Below are 25996 nucleotides of genomic sequence, written 5' to 3'. Positions count from 1 at the left end.
CCGCGCGGGCATGGAGTCCAGATGCCAGCTCTTTACGTGATGATTCCCGCTGCGCTGCTGATCGTGGCCATCGCCGTCTATATCTTCTTCTGGGCGGTCGACAGCGGTCAGTACGACGACCTCGACGGCCCGGCCCACAGCATCCTGTTCGACGACCAGGACCCAAACCACACCGCCGCCGTCGATGAGGTCAGCGGTCAACCAACCAATCCGGCCAAACCGCAAGACAAGGCCCCACCCCATGCTTGAGTTTGCGCCCCTGCTGGTGTCTGCGGTGATCCTCGGCTTGCTCGGCGGCGGCCATTGCCTGGGCATGTGCGGCGGCTTGATGGGCGCACTGACCCTGGCGATTCCCAAGGAACAACGCAGTCGCCGCTTTCGCCTGCTGCTGGCCTACAACCTGGGACGGATTCTGAGTTATGCCTGCGCCGGACTGCTGATCGGCCTGGCCGGATGGGCCGTGGCCAGCAGCCCGGCGGCGATGTTCATGCGTATCCTCGCCGGACTGCTGCTGGTCGCCATGGGCCTGTACCTGGCCGGCTGGTGGAGCGGCCTGACCCGTATCGAAAGCCTCGGTCGAGGCTTGTGGCGGCACATCCAGCCAGTCGCCAACCGGTTGCTGCCGGTATCGAGCGTTCCGCGCGCGCTGCTGCTGGGTGCGCTCTGGGGCTGGCTGCCGTGCGGCCTGGTCTACAGCACCTTGTTATGGTCGGCCAGTCAGGGCAACGCGCTGGACAGTGCGTTGCTGATGCTCGCGTTCGGGCTCGGCACCTGGCCGGTGCTTCTGGCGACAGGCCTTGCCGCCGAACGCATCACCGCGCTGTTGCGCAAACGCAGCGTGCGGATGGCTGGCGGGATGCTGGTAATGTTGTTTGGTATCTGGACACTGCCGGGACCGCATCAGCACTGGTTGATGGGGCATTAGCCCGGCGGCGCGTCCATCGCGGGCAAGCCCGCTCCCACAGGGTTTGAGGATTGCCTCAATTTTTGGCCCAAACAAAAAACCTGTGGGAGCGGGCTTGCCCGCGATGAGGCCCGCACCAAGCGCACAACTCCCGAGCCTTGATGCAAATCAAGATCCCCCGCCCCGCCCTCGCATAAAGTGGCCGACACTGCCAGCCTATCCGGGGGAATGCCCGCATGATGCTCGACGCCATTCGTTGGGACACCGATCTGATCCGCCGTTATGACCTGGCGGGACCGCGCTACACCTCGTACCCGACCGCCGTGCAATTCAACAGCCAGGTCGGCACCTTCGATCTGTTTCACGCCCTGCGCGACAGCCGCAAGGCCCAACGCCCGCTGTCGTTGTACGTTCACGTGCCGTTCTGCGCGAACATTTGCTATTACTGCGCCTGCAACAAGGTCATCACCAAGGATCGCGGCCGGGCGCAGCCGTATTTGCAGCGCCTGGAACAGGAAATCCAGTTGATCGCCTGCCACCTTGACCCCACACAGAAAGTCGAGCAACTGCACTTCGGTGGCGGCACGCCGACCTTTCTCAGCCACGACGAACTGCGCCAATTGATGGCGCATTTGCGCAAACACTTCAATTTGCTGGACGACGACTCCGGCGACTACGGCATCGAGATAGACCCGCGCGAGGCTGACTGGTCAACCATGGGCCTGCTGCGCGAACTGGGCTTCAATCGGGTCAGCATCGGCCTGCAAGACCTCGACCCGGCGGTCCAGCGAGCGGTCAATCGCCTGCAAAGCCTGGAAGAAACCCGCGCGGTGATCGACGCCGCCCGCACCTTGCAGTTTCGCTCGATCAACATCGACCTGATCTACGGCCTGCCGAGACAGACGCCGGAGAATTTCGCCCGCACCGTCGAAGAGGTCATCCGCCTGCAACCGGACAGATTATCGGTGTTCAACTACGCCCACCTGCCGGAACGCTTCATGCCGCAGCGACGCATCAACAGCGATGAACTGCCAACACCCGCGCAGAAACTGGAAATGTTGCAGCGCACCATTGAGCAACTGATCGCCGCCGGCTACCGCTACATCGGCATGGACCACTTCGCCCTGCCCGACGATGAGCTGGCGATTGCCCAGGAAGAATCGACCCTGCAACGCAATTTCCAGGGCTACACCACCCATGGTCACTGCGATTTGATCGGTCTCGGCGTCTCGGCCATCAGCCAGATCGGCGACCTTTACTGCCAGAACAGCAGCGACCTGAACCACTATCAGAACACCCTTGCATCACTGCAGTTGGCCACCAGCCGCGGCCTGCTGTGCAATGCCGATGACCGGCTGCGGCGCGCAGTCATTCAGCAGCTGATCTGCCATTTCAATCTGGAATACGCCGACATCGAACAGGCCTTCAACATCGATTTCCAGGGCTACTTCGGCGAACTCTGGCCCCAACTGCAAATCATGGCCAAAGACGGGCTGATCAAGCTCGATCGCGACAGAATCACCATCCTGCCCACCGGACGACTGTTGGTGCGCTCGGTGTGCATGGTGTTCGACGCGTATCTGGAACAACACAGTCGCCAGCGTTTTTCACGGGTAGTCTAATTCTGCAAGCAAGCGCCCCAGACTGGCCTCGATATCCTATGGTGAGTTACCCTTACGTCTTATGTGTGAATTCCCACAAGGATTGAAGAAATGTCCGAGCCAGTAAAACTGCGCGCTCATAATCAAGCCCATTGCAAGGATTGCAGCCTGGCCCCTCTTTGCCTGCCACTTTCGCTGAATCTGGAAGACATGGATGCGCTGGACGAAATCGTCAAACGCGGCCGACCGCTGAAAAAAGGCGAGTTTCTGTTTCGCCAGGGCGATACCTTCGATTCTGTTTACGCAGTCCGTTCTGGCGCCCTCAAGACCTTCAGCCTGAGCGATACCGGTGAAGAACAGCTCACCGGTTTCCACCTGCCCAGCGAACTGGTCGGCCTGTCGGGCATGGACACCGAAAAGCACCCGGTGTCGGCACAAGCCCTGGAAACCACCTCGGTGTGTGAAATCCCCTTTGAACGCCTCGACGAACTGGCCCTGCAACTGCCGCAGTTGCGCCGTCAGTTGATGCGCGTGATGAGCCGTGAAATCCGTGACGATCAGCAGATGATGCTGCTGTTGTCGAAAAAGACCGCCGACGAACGCATCGCCACGTTCCTGGTCAACCTCTCGGCACGTTTTCGCGCCCGGGGTTTTTCCGCCAACCAATTCCGCCTGAGCATGTCGCGTAACGAAATCGGCAACTACCTGGGCCTGGCGGTAGAGACCGTGTCCCGCGTCTTTACGCGCTTCCAGCAAAACGAACTGATCGCCGCAGAAGGCAAGGAAATCCGGATTATCGACCCGATCCAGCTGTGTGCCCTGGCCGGTGGCTCACTGGAAAGCTGAATCAAACCGTTGCGGCTGAGCGAAACGGTTCGGCCGCCGTTATACTGCGTCGTTTGCAGCCCTGCCAGGATTCTCCGACTATGTCCTTCGACTCCTTCGACATCAAATCCCTGATTCGCCCTGTCATCGACTTCCCGAAACCGGGTGTGATCTTTCGCGACATCACCCCGCTGTTCCAGTCGCCCACGGCCCTGCGCCTGGTGATGGACAGCTTCGCTCACCGTTACGTCGAGGCCGACTTCACCCATATCGGCGCCATGGATGCCCGTGGTTTCCTGATCGGTTCGGTACTGGCCTATCAGTTGAACAAGCCGCTGGTGCTGTTCCGCAAGCAAGGCAAGCTGCCGGCTGAGGTGCTGGCCGAGGGCTATGCGACCGAATACGGCGAAGCCTTCCTGGAAGTGCACGCCGACAGCCTGTGCGAGGGGGATTCGGTGGTGATGTTCGATGACCTGATCGCGACCGGTGGCACCCTGATTGCCGCCGCAAACCTGATCCGCCGCATGGGCGCCCGGGTGCATGAAGCGGCGGCGATTATCGATCTGCCGGAACTGGGTGGCTCGCAGCGTCTGGAGGACATGGGCATTCCTACGTTCTGCCTGACGCAGTTTGCACTGACCGATAAATAAGCGGCGCCTTTCAGACCGCCTTCGCTGGCAAGCCAGCTCCTACAGTGTTCTTTGTCATGCACAAAATTTGTGTGCGCTGTAGATCCCTGTGGGAGCGGGCTTGCCCGCGATGGCGTCAGCGGCAACACCCCTAAATTCAAGATCGGCTCAAAGCCCCATCTGCTTGCCGATGATCTCGTTCATCACTTCCCGCGTCCCGCCGCCAATCGACAGGATCCGGTTGTCGCGGTACAGCCGCTCCACCAGACTCTCGCGCATGTAACCCAGCCCACCGAGTATCTGCACCGCATCGGTGACGATCCGGTCCGCCGTATCCGTCGCAAAGTTCTTGGCCATGGAAATCTCCTTGATCACGCTCTGCCCCGCCGCCATTTTCGCGGCCTGGCGGTAAGTGAACTCCCGGGACACTTCCAGCCCGGTCGCCATTTCGGCGAGACGGTGCTTGATCACCTGAAACTTGCCGATCGGCTTGCCAAAGGCTTCACGCTGGCGCGCCCACTTCAGGCTCTCCTCCAGCGCCAGTTGTGCGGTCATGTTGGCCATCAATGCCAAGGCCAGGCGTTCGCTCTGGAAATTGCCCATGATGCAGGCAAAGCCCATGTTCTCGGTGCCTATCAGGTTTCCTGCGGGCACCCGGCAATCATCGAAGAACAGTTCAGCCGTGTCCGACGCCCACCAGCCCATTTTCTTCAGCTGTCGTCCTACGGTGAAACCGGGCGTGCCTTTCTCGATCAGCAACAGGCTGATGCCAGCGAAACCTGGCTCGCCGGTTCGCACCGCGACGGTATAAAAATCCGCGCGCACGCCGCTGGTAATAAAGGTCTTGCTGCCACTGACCCGGTAAAAATCACCCTCTCGTACCGCACGGGTTTGCAAGTTGGCGACGTCGGAGCCGCCACCGGGCTCGGTGATGGCCAGGGCGCTGATCTTCTCTCCCGACAGCACCTGCGGCAACACACGATCACGTACCTCGGGCCGGGCCCACTTGAGAATGGGCGGCAAGCCGATATCCAGTGAGCCCAGGCCGGCAACCAACCCACCTGAGCCACAGCGCATCAACTCTTCACTGGCGGCCACCTTGGCGAACAGATCCCCTTCGTGGCTGCCTCCGTAAACCTCCGGGTACCCGATGCCGAGAATCCCCGCCGTGCCGGCCTTGAGATAGAGCTCGCGAGGAAAGCTTTCGGCTTCTTCCCACTGCTCGATATCAGGAAGAATCTCGCGCTCGACGAAACGTCTGACGCTGTCACGGACCAATTGGTGGCTGGGTTCGAAGTATTCCTGAAAGGCAGGCATCGGCGAGCTCCACTGAAGGGGTCAGTGAAGTTAACCGAGCGCTTGCTTGGTTTTCAACAGGATTGTGTGAACCAGCAAGACCGAAGTGCCTGATTCGCCGGCAAGCCGGCTCCTACAGAAGTCTGCGGCGCGCACAAATCCAATGTAGGAGCTGGCTTGCCAGCGAAAGCGTCAGCCAACACACCCACTACAGAGAAATCGGCTTGCGCCCCGCAAACGAATGCGCCAGCGTGCCGCCATCGACCAGTTCCAGCTCACCACCGAGCGGCACGCCATGGGCGATACGCGAGGCGATCAAGCCTTTGTTGCTGAGCAATTGGGCGATGTAGTGCGCGGTGGCTTCACCTTCCACGGTCGGGTTGGTGGCCAGGATGACTTCGCTGAACGTGCCGGCCTCTTCGATCCGCGCCATCAATTGCGGAATGCCGATGGCTTCCGGCCCCAGGCCATCGAGCGGCGACAGATGGCCCTTGAGCACGAAATAGCGCCCGCGGAAACCGGTCTGCTCCACGGCATAGACGTCCATCGGGCCTTCCACCACGCAGAGCAAGGTGTCGTCGCGACGGGTATCGGCGCATTGCGGGCACAGATCATCTTCCGTCAGCGTACGGCACAAGCGGCAGTGACCGACCCCTTCCATGGCCTGGCTCAGGGCCAGCGCCAGTCGTGAACCGCCGCTGCGGTCACGCTCGAGCAACTGCAACGCCATGCGCTGGGCGGTTTTCTGACCCACGCCAGGCAAAATTCGCAGGGCGTCGATCAGTTGGCGAATCAAAGGGCTGAAGCTCATGGTGGAAAAGTCCGACAAAACAACGAGACGCGGTTTATACCCGCGCCTCGGTTGAGCGTCAAATTGCAGCGTCAATAACTCAGTCCCGGGAAACCCGAACCACCAGTTTGCCGAAGTTGCGCCCTTCCAGCATGCCGATGAACGCGTCGGGCGCCTGCTCCAGGCCATCGACCACGTCTTCGCGGAACTTCACTTTGCCATCGCGTACCCAGGGCGCCATGGCACTGAGGAATTCCGGCTGGCGATCACCATAGTCATCGAACACGATGAAGCCCTGGATGCGCACCCGCTTGGTCAACAGGGTGCGCTGCAACAGTGGCAGGCGATCCGGTCCGCTCGGCGCTTCATAGGCGTTATAGGAAGCAATCAGGCCGCAGAGTGGAATCCGCGCCTTGGGATTGAGCAACGGTACTACGGCGTCGAACACTTTGCCGCCAACGTTTTCATAATAGATGTCGATGCCTTTGGGACAGGCGTGTGCCAGTTCTTCAGGAAAATCGGGGCTCTTGTGGTCGATGCAGGCGTCAAAACCCAATTCGTCGACCACATACCGGCACTTGTCCGCACCGCCGGCCACGCCGACCACGCGCAGCCCCTTGATTTTCGCCACCTGGCCGACCACCGAACCCACCGCGCCGGATGCCGCGGCAACCACCAGGGTCTCGCCGGCCTTGGGCTGGCCGATGTCCATCAGGCCCATGTACGCGGTCATGCCCGGCATCCCCAACACGCCAAGGGCCATCGACGGACTTGGCAATCCCGACGGTACCGGGATGATGCTGCGTCCGTCATTGATGCTGTGGCTTTGCCAACCGGTGGCACCGACCACCAGATCACCTTCCTGAAACTTCGGATTGAGCGATCGCTCGACCCGGCTGACAGCGCCCCCGGTCATGACTTCGCCGATTTCCACCGGTGCCGCGTAGGAAGGTGCGTCACTCATGCGTCCGCGCATGTAGGGATCCAGCGACAGGAAAACGGTCTTGAGCAGCACCTGGCCGTCAGCCAGATCCGGCAGCGCCACCCGCTCCATACGGAAGTTTTCCGGCGTTGGCGCGCCTACCGGGCGAGAAGCCAGGACAATGCGTTGATTGAGGGTCATGGGGTCGGACATGGCAGCGTCTCCTGTGATCGATGGGGGTCGGTGATATAGGGAGCAGACCTTTGTGGTGGTATGGCGTTCGATGTTTATTCAGCAAGATCGAGGCGACTTCATCGCGGGCAAGCCCGCTCCCACAAGATTCGCGGCGTTCGCAAAACCTGTGGGAGCGGGCTTGCTCCGGGCGGCGATCCGACGATGACGGCATTCCAGACACTACATTTCCAATGCCGGAAACAAAAATGCCAGGCGCAATGCCTGGCATTTTTGTAGCTCATCTGCCGCCTGAAGGCGAATCAGAATGGCAGTTTCATGCCCGGCGGCAGTTGCATGCCGGCAGTCATGCTGCCCATCTTGTCCTGGCTGTTGGCTTCGATCTTGCGCACGGCATCGTTGACCGCGGATGCGATGACCGCTTCCAGCATTTCCTTGTCGTCTTCACTCATGCCTTCGACCAGGCTCGGGTCGATGGTCACGCTCTTGACGTCATGACGACCGGTCATCACCACGGTGACCATATCGCCACCGGCCTTACCGGTGACTTCGGCGTTGGCCAGCTCTTCCTGCATCTTGGCCATTTTTTCCTGCATCTGCTGCGCCTGCTTCATCAGGCCGGCCATGCCACCTTTCATCATGGTAATCACCTCAAAGTACTTGGATTAAAACAGCGCCCGGCCCATGCGACCGGACGCCTTCAGTTATTAGCCCTGAGTGACCAGGGCGTCGACAGGTTCAATAGTATCGTTACGGACCACCGCACCGAACTGCTGCATCATTTGCTGGATGAACGGATCACCGTGGATCGATTCCTCCGCCTCGCGCTGACGGTTGGCGCGGCGGCGTGAAGCCGCCTGGGCCGGGGTTTCCTGCTCGGGCTTGATCAGCTCGATGTTCAGGGTCAGCGTGCGCTGGTGATACTGGTTCAGCGCATCGTTGAGACGACGCTGCTGAGTGGCGTTGAACAAGGCGCTGTGGGCCGGGTCCAGGTGCATCAGCCAATTGTCGCCATCCACCGCGATCAGCGTGCAGTTGGCGGCGATACTGCCGGTCATGCCGGAAATCGGCAATTTCGGGAACAGCTCCAGCCATTGCAGGGCCAGACCGGTGGCCGGCATTGCCGCGGGCTCAGGTTCGGGCTCCGGAGCCGGGTCGGCGGCATGCTCGCTGGCCAGTTCGTCGAGGTAACTGTAGGCCGAATCCATGTCCGGCTCGATGTAATCCTCGTCCAGCGGCGGTTCGTCATCCGCGTCCATGCCCGGCGTTGCGGCATCGACGTCGGCCACCGAAGGTTCCGGGATCGGCGCGGCGGCCCACTCCGGGGCGTCCGGCACCACGCTGTCCGGCGTCGGCAACGGCATCGGCGGCAATTCGGGTTGTTCGCTGACGGTTTCCAGCACCGGCTCCACCCCCGTTTGCTGGAGGGGCGCCGGCTCGACCGGGTCATTCCACGGCAGGTCGACAACCTCTTCGGCCACGACCGCCTCAACCACAGATACGGGCTCTGGCACAGGCACAACGACCGGCGCTACCGGTTCCGGTGCCGGCGCTGGAGCCGCCACCGGCGCAGCCGCTATCGGTGCAACGGCCGCAGCGACTACCGGCGCAACAACCGGCGCGGCAGCCACTGAATTTGCGGAATCAACTGTGGCCTGGCTGATCCCCACTGGCTTTAGCGGTTGCCTTGGGGCATCCGCGGCGTCTGCGGGCCGGAACGCCAGCATCCGCAGCAACACCATTTCAAAACCGCCCCGGGGATCCGGCGCCAGCGGCAAGTCGCGGCGGCCGATCAGGCCCATCTGGTAGTAGAACTGCACGTCTTCGGCCGGCAACACCTGGGCCAGTGCCAGCACGCGATCACGGTCGCCATGACCGTTATCGACACCTTCAGGCAAGGCCTGAGCGATGGCAACGCGGTGCAGCACATTGAGAATTTCCGAAAGCACGCCGTTCCAGTCCGGGCCCTGTTCGGCCAGGTGGCGGACGGCTTCGAGCAACGCCTTGGCATCGCCTTCGATCAGCGCATGCAGGACATCGTAGACTTGCCCGTGATCGAGCGTCCCGAGCATCGCCCGCACGTCGGCGGCCAGGACCTTGCCTTCACCGAAGGCAATGGCCTGATCGGTCAGGCTCATGGCATCACGCATCGACCCGTCGGCGGCACGGCCCAGCAGCCACAGCGCATCGTCTTCGAACGGCACGTTCTCGACACCCAGTACGTGGGTCAAATGCTCGACAACGCGTTCCGGCGTCATGTTCTTCAGGGAGAACTGCAGGCATCGCGACAGAATTGTTGCAGGAAGTTTCTGCGGGTCAGTGGTCGCCAGGATGAACTTGACGTAGGGTGGCGGCTCCTCAAGGGTTTTGAGCAGCGCATTGAACGAATGGCTGGAGAGCATGTGCACTTCGTCGATCAGGTAGACCTTGAAGCGCCCGCGGCTCGGGGCGTACTGCACGTTGTCGAGCAATTCGCGGGTATCTTCGACCTTGGTGCGGCTCGCGGCGTCGATTTCGATCAGGTCGACAAAGCGGCCCTCGTCGATTTCGCGACACACCGAACACTCGCCACAGGGGGTCGAAGTGATACCTGTTTCACAGTTCAGGCATTTGGCAATGATCCGCGCTATGGTGGTCTTGCCGACCCCACGGGTACCGGTAAAGAGGTAGGCGTGGTGCAGCCGCTGGCTGTCCAAGGCATTGATCAGAGCCTTGAGCACATGGGTCTGGCCGACCATTTCGCGGAACGAGCGCGGACGCCATTTACGTGCAAGAACCTGATAACTCATCGAAAACCGTCGCAGCGAAGGAAGCAGAAGCGGCTAATGCTAGCGGAGCAAGGCACAAATTGCATCCGGTGCGCTTGTGTATTCTGGCCAAGCTGCATATCAGAGGCTTTTAACGGAGTGTTTATGAGGCTGGCCATGGGGGCATTGCTATTGATCAGCCTGGACGGAGCGGCCGCGCCAGCACCGCTACGCTTCGTGATAAGCGACAGTTGGACCATGCCCATGGTGCAACTTGAACGGGGCAAACCGACCCAGGGCATCCTGTATGACCTGATGCTCAGTCTCGCGACCCAGGTCGGCTTGCCGGTCGAATTCCATGTATTGCCCCGCGGGCGAGTGCAAAATGCCATGGAGCAAGGCGAGGTCGATGTCCGCTGTTATGCCGCGCAATCGTGGCTGCCCGATCAGCCTGGCGATTTTCTCTGGAGTATCCCGCTCTTCAATCAACCTGACGTGTTGATCACCCGGCATGCGCCGCCCGGCGCAGTCAAGCCCGCTGACTTGCCGCAACAGTCCATTGGCACCGTGCTCGGTTACAGCTACCCGACCCTGCAGCCGCTGTTCGACACCGGCCAACTGCAGCGCGACGACGCACGCAACCAGGAACAGGTGCTGGAAAAACTCCTGGCCGGCCGCAATCACTATGCCGTCAGCAATCAATGGAGCCTGGACTGGTTCAATCACCGCCTGCTGCCGGACCAGCAACTGCAAGGCGTGGCAGTGCTGCAGGAACACCGTATCGGTTGTTACGTTCGCAACGACCCGCAGGTCCCGGTGCAGAGCATTCTGCGCACCTTGGTGCGGATGAAGACCTCCGGGGAGATCGATGAGATTGTTCGGTTGTATATCGGTGACGAACCTGCGGCTGTGGATAAACCGCAAACGACGAAAACCCACCCCGGACAAGATCCTGGCAGCTAGCGAAAGTCTGGTTTCAGAAAGATAACGCGAGTGAACACTCGCGTGGCGTTAAGGTGGTACCCCGCCAGCCATACCCCGGCACACAATATCACCGCTGCGACTGCTCCTGACCAGACGACCATGTAAGCGTGCGAGCCAACACCCGGAAACTAAAATATGAATGGGACAAGCCGATAACGAACACCCTGCATATACTCACGATATGATGGATCAAGAGAAAGATGCGCTTCCTCTCGAAATATTCGCGCGACCAGAAAACCGATAGTTACTGCATAGATAGTCATATTCGCCAGCGATGTATTTGCCAACACATAGCCCGTAAACGTCAGACAATAACTGGCATAGATAGGGTGACGCACCACGCGGTACATCCACGCAGTCTTGATAACCCGCTTTGCTGCAACGAGCGCAAAGCTGCGATTTAGAGAAATCACACCCAGCACCTGAATGATCGCCCCCACAGTGATCAGAAAACTTGCCCACGGGAGCACCCCCCAATCCTCCGGCCGGAACAACAATGGGGCAAAAGTACCACCTACCGCCATAAACCAGTCGACCGGAATGAGTGAAACCGTCTTTGGTTCGCTTCGAAAAATATACAAAACTGCTGTCAGCGTCTCGGAGAGACAGAACAAAAGCAGAGTCAGTTGATGCGTTTCCTGAAATCGAACCAAATGAACATAAGCAAAAACAATCCACACTCCCGCCAGGAGAACTCCGCTATAGAATCCGAGCCGTTTCGACTGCAGCACTGCAGATAATGAATTCATGCCAGACACTCCCGCCCGAAAAGCAACCAAAATCCGTTTTGAGGCGCCTTGATTTGCACCCCCTTACCCACTGACATTTTCGACACTATGATTGCGTCACCACAGATCATCACAGCCTAGCTAAAAATCAAACTTCAAGCTCCATCTTGCAAACACTCTAATAGCGAGTCTGAAGTCCGCCCCCGCCTGACTCTGCGACAAGACAAAACTCCGACGCTCTCACGGTTTTCTGGCAAAAACGCACGCCTACCTTAATGCCTTGGAACTATTTCTCCTTACAACTTGTTAGAATTAAGCATTTACCCATAATAACAAATAGGATCAAATAGCAATCTACGCAAATATCGAATACTTATAACAACATGACCAATTATTCGATTTGCCTATGACGATGACTCCGACAAGCCCAAAAAATCAGCAGGAAATTGCCCCCCCTGATCGAGCCGGGACACGTAGCCATTGGAGTGTGGAGTGTTTACTTCAGTCCAACTTTTACCGGAAGGCTGGATGAACGAGAAACCAAGGGCAAGTAAATGCTCCTGAAAGCGTTACCCACATGACTGAACTTTTTTGTTAACCCCCCCCTACAGGGCTACAGTGAATTTGCAATCTCCCTCCTCTTACTCACGACGCGCTTAATACGAAGTAGTTTGCCAACCTGGGCCAGCAGCGAGAAGGTGCGCAGACATGCCACAACAAGAAAATTGGAGAGTGCAGAAAATGAGGGGATGCAGTAAGGCTTTGAAGAGCGCAAACGTAAAGCCAGCCTGACTCGTATGGCGCACCACTTCGGTGTACCTGAACGCTGTCACACTTCGAGATTTTTGACTGACAAATCCTTGCAGACTCAAGGATTTAGAGATAGGTGGCGACCCTACCAGCCACACCCCGGCACACAATGTCACCGCTGCGGCTGCTCCCTTCCAGGCCTGACCGGGTTCACGGCTGATCGTTGCGGGGGGACCGATAGGGTCACCATAACGACGCTCACCTGTCGGCGAGCCGCGCCATTGTACCTATCTGAGACGAAGTTACAACCGTTGGTTTCGGATAAAAAATATGAGGGGGTTCAAGCACTTGCTATTGCGCCTGTAGCACCTCATCCGCCCTGCCGCCCTCCTGCTGAATCACCAGGTGGATAAAGTGCAGTTTGGCGATCACCGCTGGCGGCAGGACGAACGGATAGAAATCCGGTTGCCCCATGCTGCGTGACAGTTCATTGAGCATGCCCGCCAGTTCGATCCACGCATTGACGAATGACAGAAACACCGCGCCACCTGGATGCTGCGGATCGTAGAGGGTTTCAGGCGGAAACGGCTGATAGTCGAAGTCCAGTTCCCGGGCGCTCATGCCAAAGCCCAGCGCGGTATCCACGGCGTCCATCATGTGCAGGTAATGCGCCCAGGTTTCCGCCCAGTCTTCCCACGGGTGCATGGTCGCGTAGGCGCTGAGGTAGTGCTGTTGCCAGTCGAGCGGTGCACCCTGCTGATAATGTCGCTCAAGGGCTTCGGCATAGCTGGCACGCTCATCGCCGAACAACCGGCGAAAAGGTTGCAGCCAATGGCTGCTGGCGATCAAGCGGTCCCAGTAGTAATGCCCGACTTCATGGCGAAAATGCCCGAGCAGCGTGCGATAGGGCTCGTGTAATTGCACTCGCACCTGCTCGCGGTGCGCGTCGTCGGCTTCCTTGATATCGAGGGTGATCAGGCCATTGGCATGTCCGGTGGTGGGCGGTTTGCCTTCGAGGTCCATGCCGATGAAATCGAAGGCCAGGCCGGTTTCTTCGTCGACCGTCTTGGGAATCACCTGCAACCCCAGACTGACCAGTTGCGCGACCAGACGCCGCTTGGCGGTTTCCACTTTGCGCCAGCGCTCGTGATTTTCTGTGATCGACAGGTCGGGAATCGTGCGATTCAAGCTACAGGCCATGCACAAGGTTTCGTGATGATTAGCCGGGAGCAGCCAATTACACGCAGCGGGTGAATCGAGATTGGTGCAGCGGCGGAACGCACCAGCCTCAGGGGCGGCGTCGAGCAACCAGGCGTCGGGGTGTTCAGCCGGTTGCAGCGAAGATAAACGGCTTTGCTCCGACTGATAGCCCAACGCCGCTGAACAGGCCAGGCACTGACTGTTGCGAAAGAACAGCGACTGCCCGCAACGACACGGCCAGACCTTGCTGTTGCGCGAACTGAACTGGTCGAAGAAACGGTACATGGCGATCTCTCCCTGGAGCTTGCCAAGACTAGATCATTCCCTGGTGTAGATCGCTCCCATTTTCTGCGGCGCTTTGGAAATCGCCTTCGCTGGCAAGCCAGCTCCTACAGGGCTCGCGCAAACCCTGTAGGAGCTGGCTTGCCAGCGAATGGCTTCACACCGAAATATCGTGTTTGCGCAGAAACTCGACAAACGCCTCTTCATCCAGAACCTTCAGCCCCAGCTCATTGGCCTTGGTCAACTTGGAGCCAGCGCCGGGCCCAGCCACCACGCAATGGGTCTTGGCCGACACGGAGCCGGCAACCTTTGCACCGAGGCTTTCGAGCTTGTCCTTGGCCACATCGCGGCTCATCAGCTCCAGGGAACCTGTCAGCACCCAGGTCTGCCCGGCCAGCGGCAAGCCTTCGACGACCTTCTTCTCGCTCTGCCAGTGCATGCCGAAATCGACCAGTTGCTTCTCGGCCGCTTCGGCCAATTGGCGATTTTCTTCGAGCGCAAAGAACTCGCGCACCGAATTGGCTTGTTTCTCCGGTAGCGCCTGGCGCATATCGAGCCAATCCGCGCCGATCACCGCCTGCAGCGTGCCGAATTTGTCTGCCAGCTTCTGTGCCCCACCCGGCCCTACCGACGGAATATGCAGTTTGTCGAGGAAACCGCCCAACGTCGTACTTGCGGCAAACTCGGCACCCAACTCACCCTGATCCTGAATCTGCAAACCATGCTTGAGCAGTTCAGCGATCACCTGCTGGTTGTGCGCGTCCTCGAAGAAGCTGTGGATCTCGTACGCAACTTCCAGCCCGACGTCCGGCAAGTACGTCAGCACTTGTGGCAAGGCCTGCTGCACCCGTTCCAGCGAACCCAGGGAACGGGCCAGTACCTTGGCCGTCTCCTCGCCGACATCGGGAATGCCGAGGGCGTAGATGAACCGCGCCAGGCCCGGCTTCTTGCTGTCTTCGATGGCGCCGAGCAGGTTCTTGCTCGACAGCTCGGCAAAACCTTCCAGATCGACGATCTGCTCGAACGTCAGGGCGTACAGGTCGGCGGGCGAACTCACCAGGCCTTCATCCACCAGTTGCTCGACACTCTTCTCGCCCAGGCCCTCGATGTCCATGGCGCGACGGGACACGAAGTGAATGATTGCCTGCTTGAGTTGCGCGCCACAGGCCAGGCGGCCGACGCAGCGGTACACCGCCCCCTCGCTGACCGTCTCGCGACCCTTGCTGCGCTTGATCAGTTGCGTGCGCTCGACATGGGAACCGCACACCGGACACTGCTCGGGAATCTGCACCGGCCGGGCGTTTTCCGGACGACGCTCAATGACCACTTGCACCACTTGCGGAATCACGTCACCCGCACGACGGATGATCACCGTGTCACCGATCATCAGGCCCAGGCGCGCCACTTCATCCATGTTGTGCAGCGTGGCGTTGGCCACCGTGACACCGGCGACCTTGACCGGTTTCAGACGCGCCACCGGCGTCACCGCACCGGTGCGGCCGACCTGGAATTCCACATCGAGCAGTTCGGTGAGTTCTTCCATCGCCGGGAATTTGTGGGCGATGGCCCAACGCGGCTCACGGGCGCGAAAACCCAGTTCGCGCTGGGAGGCAATGCTATTGACCTTGAACACTACGCCGTCGATTTCATACGGCAGTGCGCTGCGCCGCTCACCGATATCGCGGTAGTAATCCAGGCATTCGGCGATACCCTGCGCCAGTTTCAGCTCATGACTGATCGGCATGCCCCAGGCCTGGAGTTGCTGCAAATTGCCGACGTGCGTGTCGGCAATGTCCGCCGATACCTGGCCGATGCCATAGCAACAGAACTCCAGCGGGCGATTGGCGGTGATCTTCGAGTCCAGCTGGCGCAAACTGCCTGCCGCCGCGTTGCGCGGGTTGGCGAAGGTCTTGCCGCCGACTTCCAGCTGCGTGGCGTTGAGCCGCTCGAAACCGGCCTTGGACATGAACACTTCGCCACGCACTTCCAGAGTCGCCGGCCAGCCAGTGCCGTGCAGCTTCAGCGGAATGTTGCGTACCGTGCGCACGTTGACGCTGATGTCTTCGCCCGTCGTGCCATCGCCGCGGGTCGCGCCGCGCACCAGGAGGCCATCCTGATACAGCAGGCTGACGGCCAGGCCATCGAGCTTGGGTTCACAGCTATATTCAACGGTTGCGCCGCCACCGAACAGGTCGCCCGCCGGCAAATCCAGGCCTTCGGTCACCCGACGGTCGAACTCACGCATGTCGGTTTCTTCGAAGGCGTTGCCGAGGCTGAGCATCGGCACTTCGTGACGCACCTGGGTAAACGCCGACAGCGCCGCGCTGCCCACTCGCTGGGTGGGCGAGTCGCTGGTGATCAGTTCGGGATTGGCCGCTTCCAGCGCCTTGAGCTCGTTGAACAAGCGGTCGTATTCGGCGTCCGGAATGCTCGGTTCGTCGAGCACGTGGTAGCGATAGTTGTGCTGATCCAGCTCAGCGCGCAGCTCTAAAATACGGTTCTTGGCGGCGGTCATGGGTGTTCTCTCATAAAGCAAAAGAGCAGCCGAGGCTGCTCAATTTGTTGATGCGGTGCAGATTCATTGTAGGAGTCCGGCTTGCCGGCGATGGCGGTTTCAAGTCCGCATCGCCAGCAAGCCGGCTCCTACAGTGCGTGGCAGTCATGCCCACACACTTCCAATATCAGCGCTTCTGGGTCAGGGCGCGGCGTTCGAATTCCACGATGCGCTGACGGTAGTGCTCGATCGTCTGGGCGGTCAGTACGCTGCGCTGGTCGTCCTTCAGTTCGCCATTGAGCTCCTGGGACAGCTTACGCGCCGCGGCCACCATCACGTCGAAGGCTTGCTTCGGATGGCGAGGGCCTGGCAGACCCAGGAAGAAGCTCACCGCCGGGGTGCTGAAGTGGTCGATGTCGTCCAGGTCGAATACGCCCGGCTTGACGGCGTTGGCCATGGAGAACAGGACTTCACCGTTGCCCGCCATGCTTTCGTGACGGTGGAAAATATCCATCTCGCCGAAACGCAGGCCGCTTTCCAGAATGTTCTGCAACAGCGCCGGGCCCTTGAAACCGGCAGGGTCGCGGCAGATCACGCTGATCACCAGCACTTCTTCGGCTTGCGGCTGATCCTTGTCGGCGACCGATGGCGAGGATTTGGCTTCGGCCGGGAAATCGTCGTCGCGGCTGCTGAAGCTTGGGCCACCATCCAGATCCAGGCTGAGGTTCATGTCGCCCTGGGAAGGTTCGCTGTGGCTACGCTTGCCGCGCTTGGAACCCGACTCGCGAGGCTCCCGGGCCGGCATGCTCACCGACGGCAGGTCCTGCTCGTCCAGTTGCGGCTCTTTATGGGTGTCCAGCACGCGCGGCGGGCCCAGCAGCTCGGCGCTGCTGTCCTCGTCCGGCAGATTGGACAGATTTCGATCAAGACGGAACTTCAGTTTTCCCTTGCCGCCGCGCATACGGCGCCAGCCATCGAAAAGAATACCGGCAATGACAATTATGCCGATGACGATCAGCCACTCGCGCAGACCGATTTCCATGTAATCCCGTGCCTCTATGAAAAATGCTGAAAAATAAGGGGTTTACAACCTGTAAACCGCTTTAAAACGTGGCGCCAACTCTATGTTCTGACAGGCGTTTTGCCCACGTATACGAAAAATTGACATTAAACTAGCACGACCAAAGGCAACTTTACACCGTCTACCACGTTGGCTAGCGCGAATATGTCGATTGGCCAGCAAGTCGAAGCGTGGAAAAGAGTCCTACAAGCCTTAAACACCCCTTCCTGCAACCACGACTCAGGCGTCCACCATCGCCATCGCCTCCTCGACATCCACTGCCACCAGCCGTGAACAACCGGGTTCGTGCATCGTCACACCCATCAGTTGTTCGGCCATTTCCATGGCGATCTTGTTGTGGGTGATATAGATGAACTGCACTGTCTGTGACATCTCTTTTACCAATCGCGCGTAGCGTCCAACGTTAGCGTCATCCAGTGGCGCGTCAACCTCATCGAGCATGCAGAACGGCGCCGGGTTCAACTTGAAGATCGCAAAAACCAGGGCCAATGCGGTCAGGGCTTTTTCGCCACCAGAGAGCAAATGGATGGTGCTGTTCTTCTTCCCTGGCGGCTGCGCCATGATTGTTACCCCTGTATCGAGTAAATCTTCGCCCGTCAGTTCCAAATAAGCGCGGCCGCCACCGAAAACTTTTGGGAAAAGCGCCTGTAAACCGCCATTGATCTGATCAAAGGTATCCTTGAAACGGTTGCGGGTTTCCTTGTCGATCTTGCGAATCACGTTCTCAAGGGTTTCAAGGGCTTCCACCAGATCGTCGTTCTGGGCATCCAGATAACGTTTACGCTCCGATTGTTGCTGGTACTCATCGATGGCCGCCAGGTTGATCGCGCCCAGGCGCTGAATCCTCGCGGCGATGCGCTCGAGTTCGTCCTCGGCGTCCTTCTCGCTGGCTTCGGCAGTCAATGTCGCGAGTACGCCGTGGAGATCGTAGCCGTCTTCCAGCAACTGGTCCTGCAAGGTCTTGCGGCGCACGGTCAGGGCTTGCCATTCCATGCGCTGGGTTTCGAGCTGACCGCGAATCAACTGGGATTGTTGTTCGGCCTGGCTGCGGCGCTTCTCGGCTTCGCGCAATTCGCGGTCGGCGTCTTCGAGGGCGATCTGCGCGGTCTTGAGTTCTTCGTCGACGGTCATGCGTTTGTCGAGCAACTCCTCGAGCTTCAAACGCAGTTCTTCCAGCGGCGCTTCGCCCTCCTCCAGATTGAGGCTCAGTTGCTCGCGTTTTTCGGTCAGCCGCTCGGACTGCATCTCCAGACGCTCCAGCGCCTGGCGCGTCGAATCATGCTGCGCCTTGAGCGAGCCCAAGCGCACCGCCAACTGGTGGGCGTGATCCTTGTGTTGCCGCGCCTCCTGACGTACCCGGTCCAGGCGTTCACGCAAACTGTCGCGCTGCGCCAGCAGCAACTCACGCTGCTCGGTGTCCTGCGCCATGCTGTCGAGGGCTTCCTGCAAATGCAGGCGCGCTTCACCGATGTTTTCGTGCTCCTGGGCCCGTTGTTCGTCCAGCTCGCTGAGCTCTTCGTCGAGGCGGGTACGGCGCAGGGTCAATTGCTCGACCTTGGCTTTGCCGGCCGACAATTGAGCCTTCAATTCACCTTGCTGACGCGCTTCGTCCTGCAGCAAGCGGCGCAAATGTTCGCGACCGTTTTCCTGCTGACGCTGCTGCGCCCTGAGATTCTGAAGCTGGGTTTCCAGGGTTTCGACAGCGGCTTCAAGCCCTTCGCGCTCGAGGCCCAGTTGCTGGATTTCCTGACCACGGGCGAGCACGCCGCTTTCTGCCTCACTAGCCCGGCGCACCCGCAGAAAATGCCGACCGACCCAGTAACCGTCACGGATGATCAGGCTCTGCCCGACAGCCAGTTGCCCGCGCAAGGCCAAGGCCTGTTCAAGGCTGTCGACCGGCTTGACCTGCCCCAGCCATGGCGACAGGTCGATCTGTGCCTCGACCTTGTCCAGCAAGCTGCCCGGCACGCGTACGCCATCGCTGGCCGGGCTGAGCAACCGCAGATCGCCCTGGGCAAAGCCCGACAGATCGAAATCGTTGAAATCGTCCACCAGCACCGCCTGCAGGTCGGCACCGAGCACGGTTTCCACCGCCAGCTCCCAACCCGATTCAACCTTCAGGCCTTCGGCCAGGCGCGGACGATCCGCGAGATTTTGTTCGCGCAACCACTCGGCGGTACCGGTACCCGGATCGAGCGCGGCTTGCTGCAAGGCCTCAAGTGAAGCCAGTCGACCGTTGAGCCGCTGCAAATCGCCCTGGGCCTGTTGCTGCGCCGACAGTGCATGCTGCAGCTCCTGCCGCAATTGCTCAAGCTTTTCGACCTGCGCTTCTTCGCTGGTCTGCAAATCCTCAAGGGTCGCTTCGGACTCAGCGAGCTGCTCGCTAAGCTCCATGATCGCCGCGTCTTCCGGGTCCGCCGAGAGCAAGGCGCGCTCTTCACCAAGACGCTTCTGCCGATCGGCCAGACGCTCAAGGCTGGTTTCCAGCTGCTGGATCCGCGATTGCTGCACTTCGGCCTGACGGCGCGGCTCGGCGGCGGTGAGGTTGAACGTATCCCACTGCTCCTGCCAGCCATGCATGGTGGTTTCGGATTCTTCCAGCGCGGCAGCGGCTTCTTCGGCGGCGGCGCTGGTGACTTCCTGCTCCGGGGTGAGCATGTCCAGCTCTTCGCCGAGGGTCAGCAGCAACGTGCGGTCGTGGCCCAGGTGCGATTCGGTTTCCAGGCGTGCGCGCTCGGCTTCTTTCAGGTCGTCCTGCAATTGCCGCAGACGCTGCTGACCGTGCTGGATGCTCTGCTCGACCCGGGCAATGTCGCCGCCGACCGAGTAGAAGCGCCCTTGCACCAGATTGAAGCGCTCCGACAGGTCGTGATGCCCGTCACGCAGGCGCTCGATGCTCGCGTCGGCATTGCGTTGTTCGGCCACCAAGGCTTCGAAAGAAACTTCCTGGTTACCGATGATCGCTTCACGCTGGCCGACCTGATCGTTCAACGCCTGCCAGCGCAGGGCCGACAGTTGGGCCTTGAGTTGGCGCTCCTCGCCCTTGTATTCCTGATACTTCCTGGCAGCCTCGGCCTGGCGGTGCAAGCGTTCGAGCTGACGCTCAAGCTCTTCGCGCAGGTCGGTGAGGCGCTCAAGGTTTTCGTGGGTGCGGCGGATGCGGTTTTCCGTCTCGCGCCGGCGCTCCTTGTACTTGGAGATGCCCGCGGCTTCTTCGATGAAGTTACGCAGATCCTCGGGCTTGGACTCGATCAGCTTGGAGATCATCCCCTGCTCGATGATCGAGTAGCTGCGTGGGCCAAGGCCGGTGCCGAGGAAGATGTCAGTGATGTCGCGGCGCCGGCATTTGGTGCCGTTGAGGTAATAGGTGGTCTGGCTGTCGCGGGTCACTTTGCGGCGAATGGAGATTTCCGCATAGGCGGCGTATTCGCCGAGCAAGGTGCCGTCGGAGTTATCGAACACCAGTTCGATGCTCGCCTGACTCACCGGCTTGCGGCTGGTGGAGCCGTTGAAGATGACGTCGGTCATCGACTCGCCGCGCAGGTTCTTCGCCGAACTCTCGCCCATCACCCAGCGCACGGCGTCGATGATGTTCGACTTGCCGCAGCCATTGGGCCCGACCACCGCCGCCATGTTACTGGGGAAGTTGACTGTGGTCGGGTCGACGAAGGACTTGAACCCCGCCAGCTTGATGCACTTTAAGCGCACGCTCAGGCGTCCGTCAGAGCGGAGATCACCAGATCGCAACTGCGCTGGGCGTAAGCCGTCAGCACCACGCGAATCTGCGCAAAGTCCCGGGCGATCACGGCCGCGAGCAAGCGTTCGAACAGTTCCAGGAACTCGCTCATCGACGCCTTGCGCTGGTCCAGGGCAAGGAAATAGGCACGGCTCATGGCCGGCTGCAGGTTCTCGACGGTTTCCTGCAGGTACGGGTTGTTGGCAAACCCATAGGTGGCACGCATCACGCTGAAACTGTCGTCGACGAAGGTGTGGATGTCCTGGCGCTCGTAGCTGGCGGTCAGGCGCTGCTGAATTTGCACGAACGGCGCCAGGTCAGCCTGGACTTTCCAGCCACTGGCCACGGAGTTGGCCAGCAGGATGTACATCTCGCTCATCAGCGTGCACAGGCTCTGCACCTTGTGTGCGGTGAGCTCGGTCACATGGGCGCCACGTCGCGGCAGGATCGCGATCAGGTGCCGACGCTCGAGGATCAGCAAGGCCTCGCGGACCGAACCGCGGCTGACATTGAGGGCCAGCGTGACCTTCTGTTCCTGGATGCGCTCCCCGGGCTTCATTTCGCCGCGAATGATGCGTTCGGCGAGGTGGTGAGCAATTTGCTCGGCGAGGCTGTCCGGCGCCTTGAACGTCATGGTTGTTCTTCAAACTCTTCGATCTGTACAAGCGGCGCAGTGTAGCGCAATTGCTGCCTCATGGCGGAGTGCCCGCCCGGAGGTTTTTGGCACGATTCAAGCTAATTCAAGCAAAAAGGCAGGCTATCGAACCAACGACAATAATTAAGGAACAGGCGGTTGATCGACAAAATGCAATTTCCTGACCTTTAAGTCAGAAAATCATTGACCGGAAAGTCAGACCTGCTAAATTCGGTCCTATCGGTTAACAACAATAATGAGTCTGCGAGGCCTTCCGTGATCCAGTTTTTACTAAACCAGGAACTCCGTAGCGAGCACGCCCTGGACCCGAACCTGACCGTGCTCAATTATCTGCGCGACCATGTGGGCAAGCCCGGCACCAAAGAAGGCTGCGCCAGCGGTGACTGCGGCGCCTGCACCGTGGTGGTCGGCGAATTGCAAACGGATGATGACGGCCGCGAACACATTCGCTATCGCAGCCTCAACTCGTGCCTGACCTTCGTCTCGTCCCTGCACGGCAAACAACTGATCAGCGTTGAAGACCTCAAGCACAAAGGTCAACTGCACAGCGTGCAGAAAGCCATGGTCGAGTGCCACGGCTCGCAATGCGGCTTCTGTACCCCAGGCTTCGTGATGTCGCTGTTTGCCCTGCAAAAGAACAGCGATGCACCGGATCATGCCAAGGCCCACGAAGCACTGGCCGGCAACCTCTGCCGCTGCACCGGCTACCGGCCGATCCTGGAAGCCGCCGAGCAGTCCTGCTGCGCCAAGCAACCGGACCAGTTCGACGCCCGCGAGGCCGACACCATCGCGCGCCTGAATGCCATTGCCCCGACCGATATCGGCGAGCTCAACAGCGGCGACAAACGTTGCCTGGTGCCACTGACCGTGGCCGACCTGGCCGACCTCTACGACGCTTATCCACAGGCCCGCCTGTTGGCCGGCGGTACCGATCTGGCGCTGGAAGTCACGCAGTTCCACCGCACCCTGCCGGTGATGATCTACGTCGGCAACGTCGCCGAGATGAAACGCATCGAACGTTTTGACGATCGCCTGGAAATCGGCGCCGCCACGGCCCTTTCCGACTGCTACGAGGCCTTGAACGCCGAGTACCCGGACTTCGGTGAATTGCTGCACCGCTTCGCATCCTTGCAGATCCGCAACCAGGGCACCCTTGGCGGCAACATCGGCAACGCCTCGCCGATTGGCGACTCGCCGCCCCTGCTGATCGCCCTCGGCGCGCAAATCGTCCTGTGCAAAGGCGAAACCCGCCGCACCCTGGCGCTGGAAGATTACTTCATCGATTACCGCGTCACGGCGCGCCAGGAAAGCGAGTTCATCGAGAAGATCATCGTGCCGCGCGCCAGCGCCGAAAAACTGTTCCGCGCCTACAAGGTTTCCAAGCGCCTGGACGACGACATTTCCGCCGTGTGCGCCGCCTTCAACATTCGCCTGGAAAACGGCGTGGTGGCCGAGGCCCGCGTCGCGTTCGGCGGCATGGCAGCCATTCCGAAACGCGCCGCTGCTTGCGAAGCCGCATTGCTTGGTTCGCCGTTCAACAACACCACCGTTGAACGTGCCTGCGCTGCCCTGGGCGAAGATTTCACGCCGCTCTCGGACTTCCGCGCCAGCAAGGAATATCGCCTGCTCAGCGCACAAAACCTGCTGCGCAAATACTTCATCGAACTGCAAACACCGCACATCGAGACTCGGGTGACCGCTTATGTCTAATCATCACGCTGTAGAGAAGACCCAAGCCGAACTGGCTGAACTGTTCGCCAAGGACCTGACCACCGGTGTCGGCCGCAGCGTCAAGCACGACAGCGCCGCCAAGCATGTCGCCGGTGAAGCGCAGTACATCGACGATCGCCTGGAGTTTCCGAACCAGTTGCACGTTTATGCGCGCATGTCCGACCGCGCCCATGCCCGCATCATCAGCATCGACACCGCGCCCTGCTACGCCTTCGAAGGCGTGCGCATCGCCATCACCCACGAAGACGTACCGGGCCTGAAAGACATCGGCCCATTGATGCCCGGCGACCCGTTGCTGGCCATCGACACGGTGCAGTTCGTCGGTCAGGTAGTGGTGGCCGTGGCCGCCCGCGACCTGGAGACCGCACGCAAGGCCGCCATGGCCGCCGTGATCGAATACGAAGACCTGGAACCGGTGCTGGACGTGGTCGAGGCCTATCGCAAAAAGCATTTCGTGCTGGACACCCACACCCATCAACGCGGTGATTCGACAGGGGCATTGGCGACCGCGAAAAACCGTATCCAGGGCACACTGCACATCGGCGGCCAGGAGCACTTCTACCTCGAAACCCAGATCTCTTCGGTAATGCCCACCGAAGACGGCGGCATGATCGTCTACTGCTCCACGCAGAACCCCACCGAAGTGCAGAAACTGGTGGCTGAAGTGCTGGACGTGTCGATGAACAAGATCGTCGTCGACATGCGCCGCATGGGCGGCGGGTTCGGCGGCAAGGAAACCCAAGCAGCCAGCCCGGCGTGCCTGTGCGCGGTGATCGCGCACCTGACCGGCCAGCCGACCAAGATGCGTCTTCCACGGGTCGAAGACATGCTGATGACCGGCAAGCGCCATCCGTTCTATGTCGAATACGACGTGGGCTTCGACGACAGCGGGCGCCTGCATGGCATCCAGCTGGAACTGGCGGGTAACTGCGGTTGCTCGCCGGACCTGTCGAACTCGATTGTTGACCGTGCCATGTTCCACTCCGACAACTCGTACTACCTGGGCGACGCGACCATCAACGGTTATCGCTGCAAGACGAACACTGCGTCGAACACCGCCTACCGTGGCTTCGGCGGCCCGCAAGGTATGGTCGCCATCGAAGAAGTGATGGACGCGATTGCCCGGCATCTGAACCTCGACCCACTGGCAGTGCGCAAGGCCAACTACTATGGCAAGACCGAGCGCAACGTCACCCATTACTACCAGACGGTCGAGCACAACATGCTCGAAGAGATGACCGCCGAACTGGAAGAAAGCAGCCAGTACGCCGAGCGTCGCGAAGCCATCCGTCGTTACAACGCCAACAGCCCGATCCTGAAAAAAGGCCTGGCGCTGACGCCGGTGAAATTCGGCATTTCCTTTACTGCCAGCTTCCTCAACCAGGCAGGCGCCCTGGTGCACGTCTACACCGACGGCAGCATCCACCTGAACCACGGCGGCACCGAAATGGGCCAGGGCCTGAACACCAAGGTCGCGCAGGTCGTGGCCGAAGTGTTCCAGGTGGAAATGGACCGCGTGCAGATCACCGCGACCAACACCGACAAGGTGCCGAACACCTCGCCGACCGCCGCTTCCAGCGGTGCCGACCTGAACGGCAAGGCCGCGCAGAACGCGGCGGAAACCATCAAGAAACGCCTGGTGGAATTCGCTGCCCGCCAATACAAGGTCAGCGAAGAAGACGTGGAATTCCACAATGGCCACGTACGGGTTCGCGATCACATCCTGACCTTCGAAGCACTGATCCAGCAGGCGTACTTCGCCCAGGTGTCGCTGTCGAGCACCGGCTTCTACAAGACCCCTAAAATCTACTACGACCGCAGCCAGGCCCGTGGCCGGCCGTTCTACTACTTCGCCTTTGGTGCGGCATGCTGCGAAGTGCTGGTCGACACCCTGACCGGCGAATACAAGATGCTGCGCACCGACATCCTCCACGACGTCGGCGCCTCGCTGAACCCGGCCATCGACATCGGTCAGGTCGAGGGCGGTTTCATCCAGGGCATGGGCTGGCTGACCATGGAAGAGCTGGTGTGGAACAACAAGGGCAAGCTGATGACCAACGGCCCGGCCAGCTACAAGATACCGGCCGTGGCGGACATGCCGCTGGACCTGCGGGTCAAGCTGGTGGAAAACCGCAAGAACCCCGAGGACACGGTGTTCCATTCCAAGGCCGTGGGCGAGCCGCCGTTCATGCTTGGCATCGCCTCCTGGTGTGCAATCAAGGACGCCGTGGCGAGCCTGGGCGATTACAGGCATCAACCGAAAATCGATGCACCGGCGACTCCGGAGCGGGTGTTGTGGGGCTGTGAGCAGATGCGCCAGCTGAAGGCGGCGAAGGCTGTCGAGGCTGAGACCGAGTTGGCTTCGCTCTAGACCGAGGCGCGTTCTTCGCTGGCAAGCCAGCTCCTACGAGGACCGCGTCGCCTGTTTCGCTGGCAAGCCAGCTCCTAC

19 protein-coding genes and 1 other RNA gene are annotated in these 25996 nt (G+C 60.2%); 8 read left to right on the top strand and 12 right to left on the bottom strand.

Going from position 1 to position 25996, the window contains the following annotated elements; genetic code table 11:
- Window positions 1-21 precede the first annotated feature (21 nt).
- From ccoS to PMI31_RS10335, 5 genes are all read left to right on the top strand, one after another.
- Window positions 22-249, top strand: a complete 228-nt coding sequence (ccoS, locus tag PMI31_RS10355; protein ID WP_008017947.1) for a cbb3-type cytochrome oxidase assembly protein CcoS — start codon at window positions 22-24, stop codon at window positions 247-249.
- Window positions 242-925, top strand: coding sequence for a sulfite exporter TauE/SafE family protein (locus PMI31_RS10350; RefSeq protein ID WP_008017946.1), 684 nt, complete (start codon window positions 242-244; stop codon window positions 923-925). The genes ccoS and PMI31_RS10350 overlap by 8 nt, the downstream gene beginning before the upstream one ends.
- Before the next feature lie 218 nt (window positions 926-1143).
- A complete protein-coding gene (hemN, locus tag PMI31_RS10345; protein ID WP_043302327.1) occupies window positions 1144-2526 on the top strand; it encodes an oxygen-independent coproporphyrinogen III oxidase in 1383 nt (460 codons plus the stop codon).
- A 90-nt stretch (window positions 2527-2616) separates the two neighbouring features.
- Complete coding sequence (gene fnr, locus PMI31_RS10340; RefSeq protein ID WP_007995802.1) at window positions 2617-3351, top strand: fumarate/nitrate reduction transcriptional regulator Fnr; 735 nt, start codon at window positions 2617-2619, stop codon at window positions 3349-3351.
- An 80-nt stretch (window positions 3352-3431) separates the two neighbouring features.
- Window positions 3432-3980 carry an adenine phosphoribosyltransferase gene (locus tag PMI31_RS10335; RefSeq protein ID WP_008017943.1) on the top strand — a complete coding sequence of 183 codons (549 nt, stop codon included), beginning with the start codon at window positions 3432-3434 and terminating at the stop codon, window positions 3978-3980.
- A 147-nt stretch (window positions 3981-4127) separates the two neighbouring features.
- Here the strand turns inward: PMI31_RS10335 and PMI31_RS10330 are convergent, their stop codons facing one another.
- From PMI31_RS10330 to dnaX, 5 genes are all read right to left on the bottom strand, one after another.
- A complete protein-coding gene (locus tag PMI31_RS10330; RefSeq protein ID WP_008017941.1) occupies window positions 4128-5276 on the bottom strand; it encodes an acyl-CoA dehydrogenase family protein in 1149 nt (382 codons plus the stop codon).
- 187 nt (window positions 5277-5463) lie between these two features.
- On the bottom strand, window positions 5464-6066 hold the full coding sequence (gene recR / locus PMI31_RS10325; RefSeq protein ID WP_008017940.1) for a recombination mediator RecR: 603 nt from the start codon (window positions 6064-6066) through the stop codon (window positions 5464-5466).
- A gap of 79 nt (window positions 6067-6145) precedes the next feature.
- Window positions 6146-7180 (bottom strand): NADP-dependent oxidoreductase, encoded by a 1035-nt coding sequence (locus tag PMI31_RS10320; RefSeq protein ID WP_008017938.1) that lies wholly within the window; start codon window positions 7178-7180, stop codon window positions 6146-6148.
- A gap of 281 nt (window positions 7181-7461) precedes the next feature.
- Window positions 7462-7800: a YbaB/EbfC family nucleoid-associated protein gene (locus PMI31_RS10315; RefSeq protein WP_007971455.1), complete on the bottom strand. Its 339-nt coding sequence runs from the start codon at window positions 7798-7800 to the stop codon at window positions 7462-7464.
- Between the two features lie 66 nt (window positions 7801-7866).
- Window positions 7867-9948, bottom strand: coding sequence for a DNA polymerase III subunit gamma/tau (gene dnaX / locus PMI31_RS10310; protein WP_008017937.1), 2082 nt, complete (start codon window positions 9946-9948; stop codon window positions 7867-7869).
- A 123-nt stretch (window positions 9949-10071) separates the two neighbouring features.
- Here dnaX and PMI31_RS10305 point away from each other — a divergent pair, with 123 nt between their 5' ends.
- Window positions 10072-10869 (top strand): substrate-binding periplasmic protein, encoded by a 798-nt coding sequence (locus PMI31_RS10305; protein WP_008017936.1) that lies wholly within the window; start codon window positions 10072-10074, stop codon window positions 10867-10869.
- A gap of 149 nt (window positions 10870-11018) precedes the next feature.
- Here PMI31_RS10305 and PMI31_RS10300 read toward each other — a convergent pair whose 3' ends face one another.
- From PMI31_RS10300 to PMI31_RS10275, 7 genes are all read right to left on the bottom strand, one after another.
- Window positions 11019-11639, bottom strand: a complete 621-nt coding sequence (locus PMI31_RS10300; RefSeq protein ID WP_008017935.1) for a methyltransferase family protein — start codon at window positions 11637-11639, stop codon at window positions 11019-11021.
- An 872-nt stretch (window positions 11640-12511) separates the two neighbouring features.
- Window positions 12512-12608: signal recognition particle sRNA small type (ffs, locus tag PMI31_RS29440), an RNA gene on the bottom strand.
- Between the two features lie 111 nt (window positions 12609-12719).
- Complete coding sequence (locus PMI31_RS10295) at window positions 12720-13853, bottom strand: zinc-binding metallopeptidase family protein (RefSeq protein ID WP_008017934.1); 1134 nt, start codon at window positions 13851-13853, stop codon at window positions 12720-12722.
- A gap of 154 nt (window positions 13854-14007) precedes the next feature.
- Window positions 14008-16365 carry an NAD-dependent DNA ligase LigA gene (gene ligA / locus PMI31_RS10290; protein ID WP_008017933.1) on the bottom strand — a complete coding sequence of 786 codons (2358 nt, stop codon included), beginning with the start codon at window positions 16363-16365 and terminating at the stop codon, window positions 14008-14010.
- A 166-nt stretch (window positions 16366-16531) separates the two neighbouring features.
- Complete coding sequence (zipA, locus tag PMI31_RS10285; RefSeq protein WP_008017932.1) at window positions 16532-17386, bottom strand: cell division protein ZipA; 855 nt, start codon at window positions 17384-17386, stop codon at window positions 16532-16534.
- A 258-nt stretch (window positions 17387-17644) separates the two neighbouring features.
- Complete coding sequence (gene smc, locus PMI31_RS10280; protein ID WP_008017931.1) at window positions 17645-21133, bottom strand: chromosome segregation protein SMC; 3489 nt, start codon at window positions 21131-21133, stop codon at window positions 17645-17647.
- Between the two features lie 2 nt (window positions 21134-21135).
- Entirely contained in the window at window positions 21136-21795 is a 660-nt protein-coding gene (locus PMI31_RS10275) for a GntR family transcriptional regulator (protein ID WP_008017930.1), read from the bottom strand.
- 276 nt (window positions 21796-22071) lie between these two features.
- Between PMI31_RS10275 and xdhA the strand changes: the two genes are divergently transcribed.
- Window positions 22072-23526 carry a xanthine dehydrogenase small subunit gene (gene xdhA / locus PMI31_RS10270; protein WP_008017929.1) on the top strand — a complete coding sequence of 485 codons (1455 nt, stop codon included), beginning with the start codon at window positions 22072-22074 and terminating at the stop codon, window positions 23524-23526.
- The gene (gene xdhB / locus PMI31_RS10265; RefSeq protein ID WP_008017927.1) at window positions 23519-25918 is read left to right on the top strand and encodes a xanthine dehydrogenase molybdopterin binding subunit; all 2400 of its coding nucleotides are present in this window, start codon (window positions 23519-23521) and stop codon (window positions 25916-25918) included. Before xdhA ends, xdhB begins: the two co-directional genes overlap by 8 nt.
- Window positions 25919-25996 lie beyond the last annotated feature (78 nt).

It is taken from the genome of Pseudomonas sp. GM55 (assembly GCF_000282395.1).
GTDB lineage: Bacteria > Pseudomonadota > Gammaproteobacteria > Pseudomonadales > Pseudomonadaceae > Aquipseudomonas > Aquipseudomonas fluorescens_CC.
This window is presented reverse-complemented; position numbering and strand designations above follow the sequence as displayed.

What these genes read in the sequence shown, in the direction of transcription:
- fnr (WP_007995802.1), top strand. Translation starts at nt 2,617, where the DNA reads ATGTCCGAGCCAGTAAAACTGCGCGCTCATAATCAAGCCCATTGCAAG.
- PMI31_RS10295 (WP_008017934.1), bottom strand. Translation starts at nt 13,853, where the DNA reads ATGTACCGTTTCTTCGACCAGTTCAGTTCGCGCAACAGCAAGGTCTGG.
- PMI31_RS10315 (WP_007971455.1), bottom strand. Translation starts at nt 7,800, where the DNA reads ATGATGAAAGGTGGCATGGCCGGCCTGATGAAGCAGGCGCAGCAGATG.
- PMI31_RS10330 (WP_008017941.1), bottom strand. Translation starts at nt 5,276, where the DNA reads ATGCCTGCCTTTCAGGAATACTTCGAACCCAGCCACCAATTGGTCCGT.
- PMI31_RS10320 (WP_008017938.1), bottom strand. Translation starts at nt 7,180, where the DNA reads ATGTCCGACCCCATGACCCTCAATCAACGCATTGTCCTGGCTTCTCGC.
- recR (WP_008017940.1), bottom strand. Translation starts at nt 6,066, where the DNA reads ATGAGCTTCAGCCCTTTGATTCGCCAACTGATCGACGCCCTGCGAATT.
- xdhB (WP_008017927.1), top strand. Translation starts at nt 23,519, where the DNA reads ATGTCTAATCATCACGCTGTAGAGAAGACCCAAGCCGAACTGGCTGAA.
- dnaX (WP_008017937.1), bottom strand. Translation starts at nt 9,948, where the DNA reads ATGAGTTATCAGGTTCTTGCACGTAAATGGCGTCCGCGCTCGTTCCGC.
- zipA (WP_008017932.1), bottom strand. Translation starts at nt 17,386, where the DNA reads ATGGAAATCGGTCTGCGCGAGTGGCTGATCGTCATCGGCATAATTGTC.
- hemN (WP_043302327.1), top strand. Translation starts at nt 1,144, where the DNA reads ATGCTCGACGCCATTCGTTGGGACACCGATCTGATCCGCCGTTATGAC.
- PMI31_RS10305 (WP_008017936.1), top strand. Translation starts at nt 10,072, where the DNA reads ATGAGGCTGGCCATGGGGGCATTGCTATTGATCAGCCTGGACGGAGCG.
- PMI31_RS10275 (WP_008017930.1), bottom strand. Translation starts at nt 21,795, where the DNA reads ATGACGTTCAAGGCGCCGGACAGCCTCGCCGAGCAAATTGCTCACCAC.
- ccoS (WP_008017947.1), top strand. Translation starts at nt 22, where the DNA reads ATGCCAGCTCTTTACGTGATGATTCCCGCTGCGCTGCTGATCGTGGCC.
- ligA (WP_008017933.1), bottom strand. Translation starts at nt 16,365, where the DNA reads ATGACCGCCGCCAAGAACCGTATTTTAGAGCTGCGCGCTGAGCTGGAT.
- PMI31_RS10335 (WP_008017943.1), top strand. Translation starts at nt 3,432, where the DNA reads ATGTCCTTCGACTCCTTCGACATCAAATCCCTGATTCGCCCTGTCATC.
- PMI31_RS10300 (WP_008017935.1), bottom strand. Translation starts at nt 11,639, where the DNA reads ATGAATTCATTATCTGCAGTGCTGCAGTCGAAACGGCTCGGATTCTAT.
- PMI31_RS10350 (WP_008017946.1), top strand. Translation starts at nt 242, where the DNA reads ATGCTTGAGTTTGCGCCCCTGCTGGTGTCTGCGGTGATCCTCGGCTTG.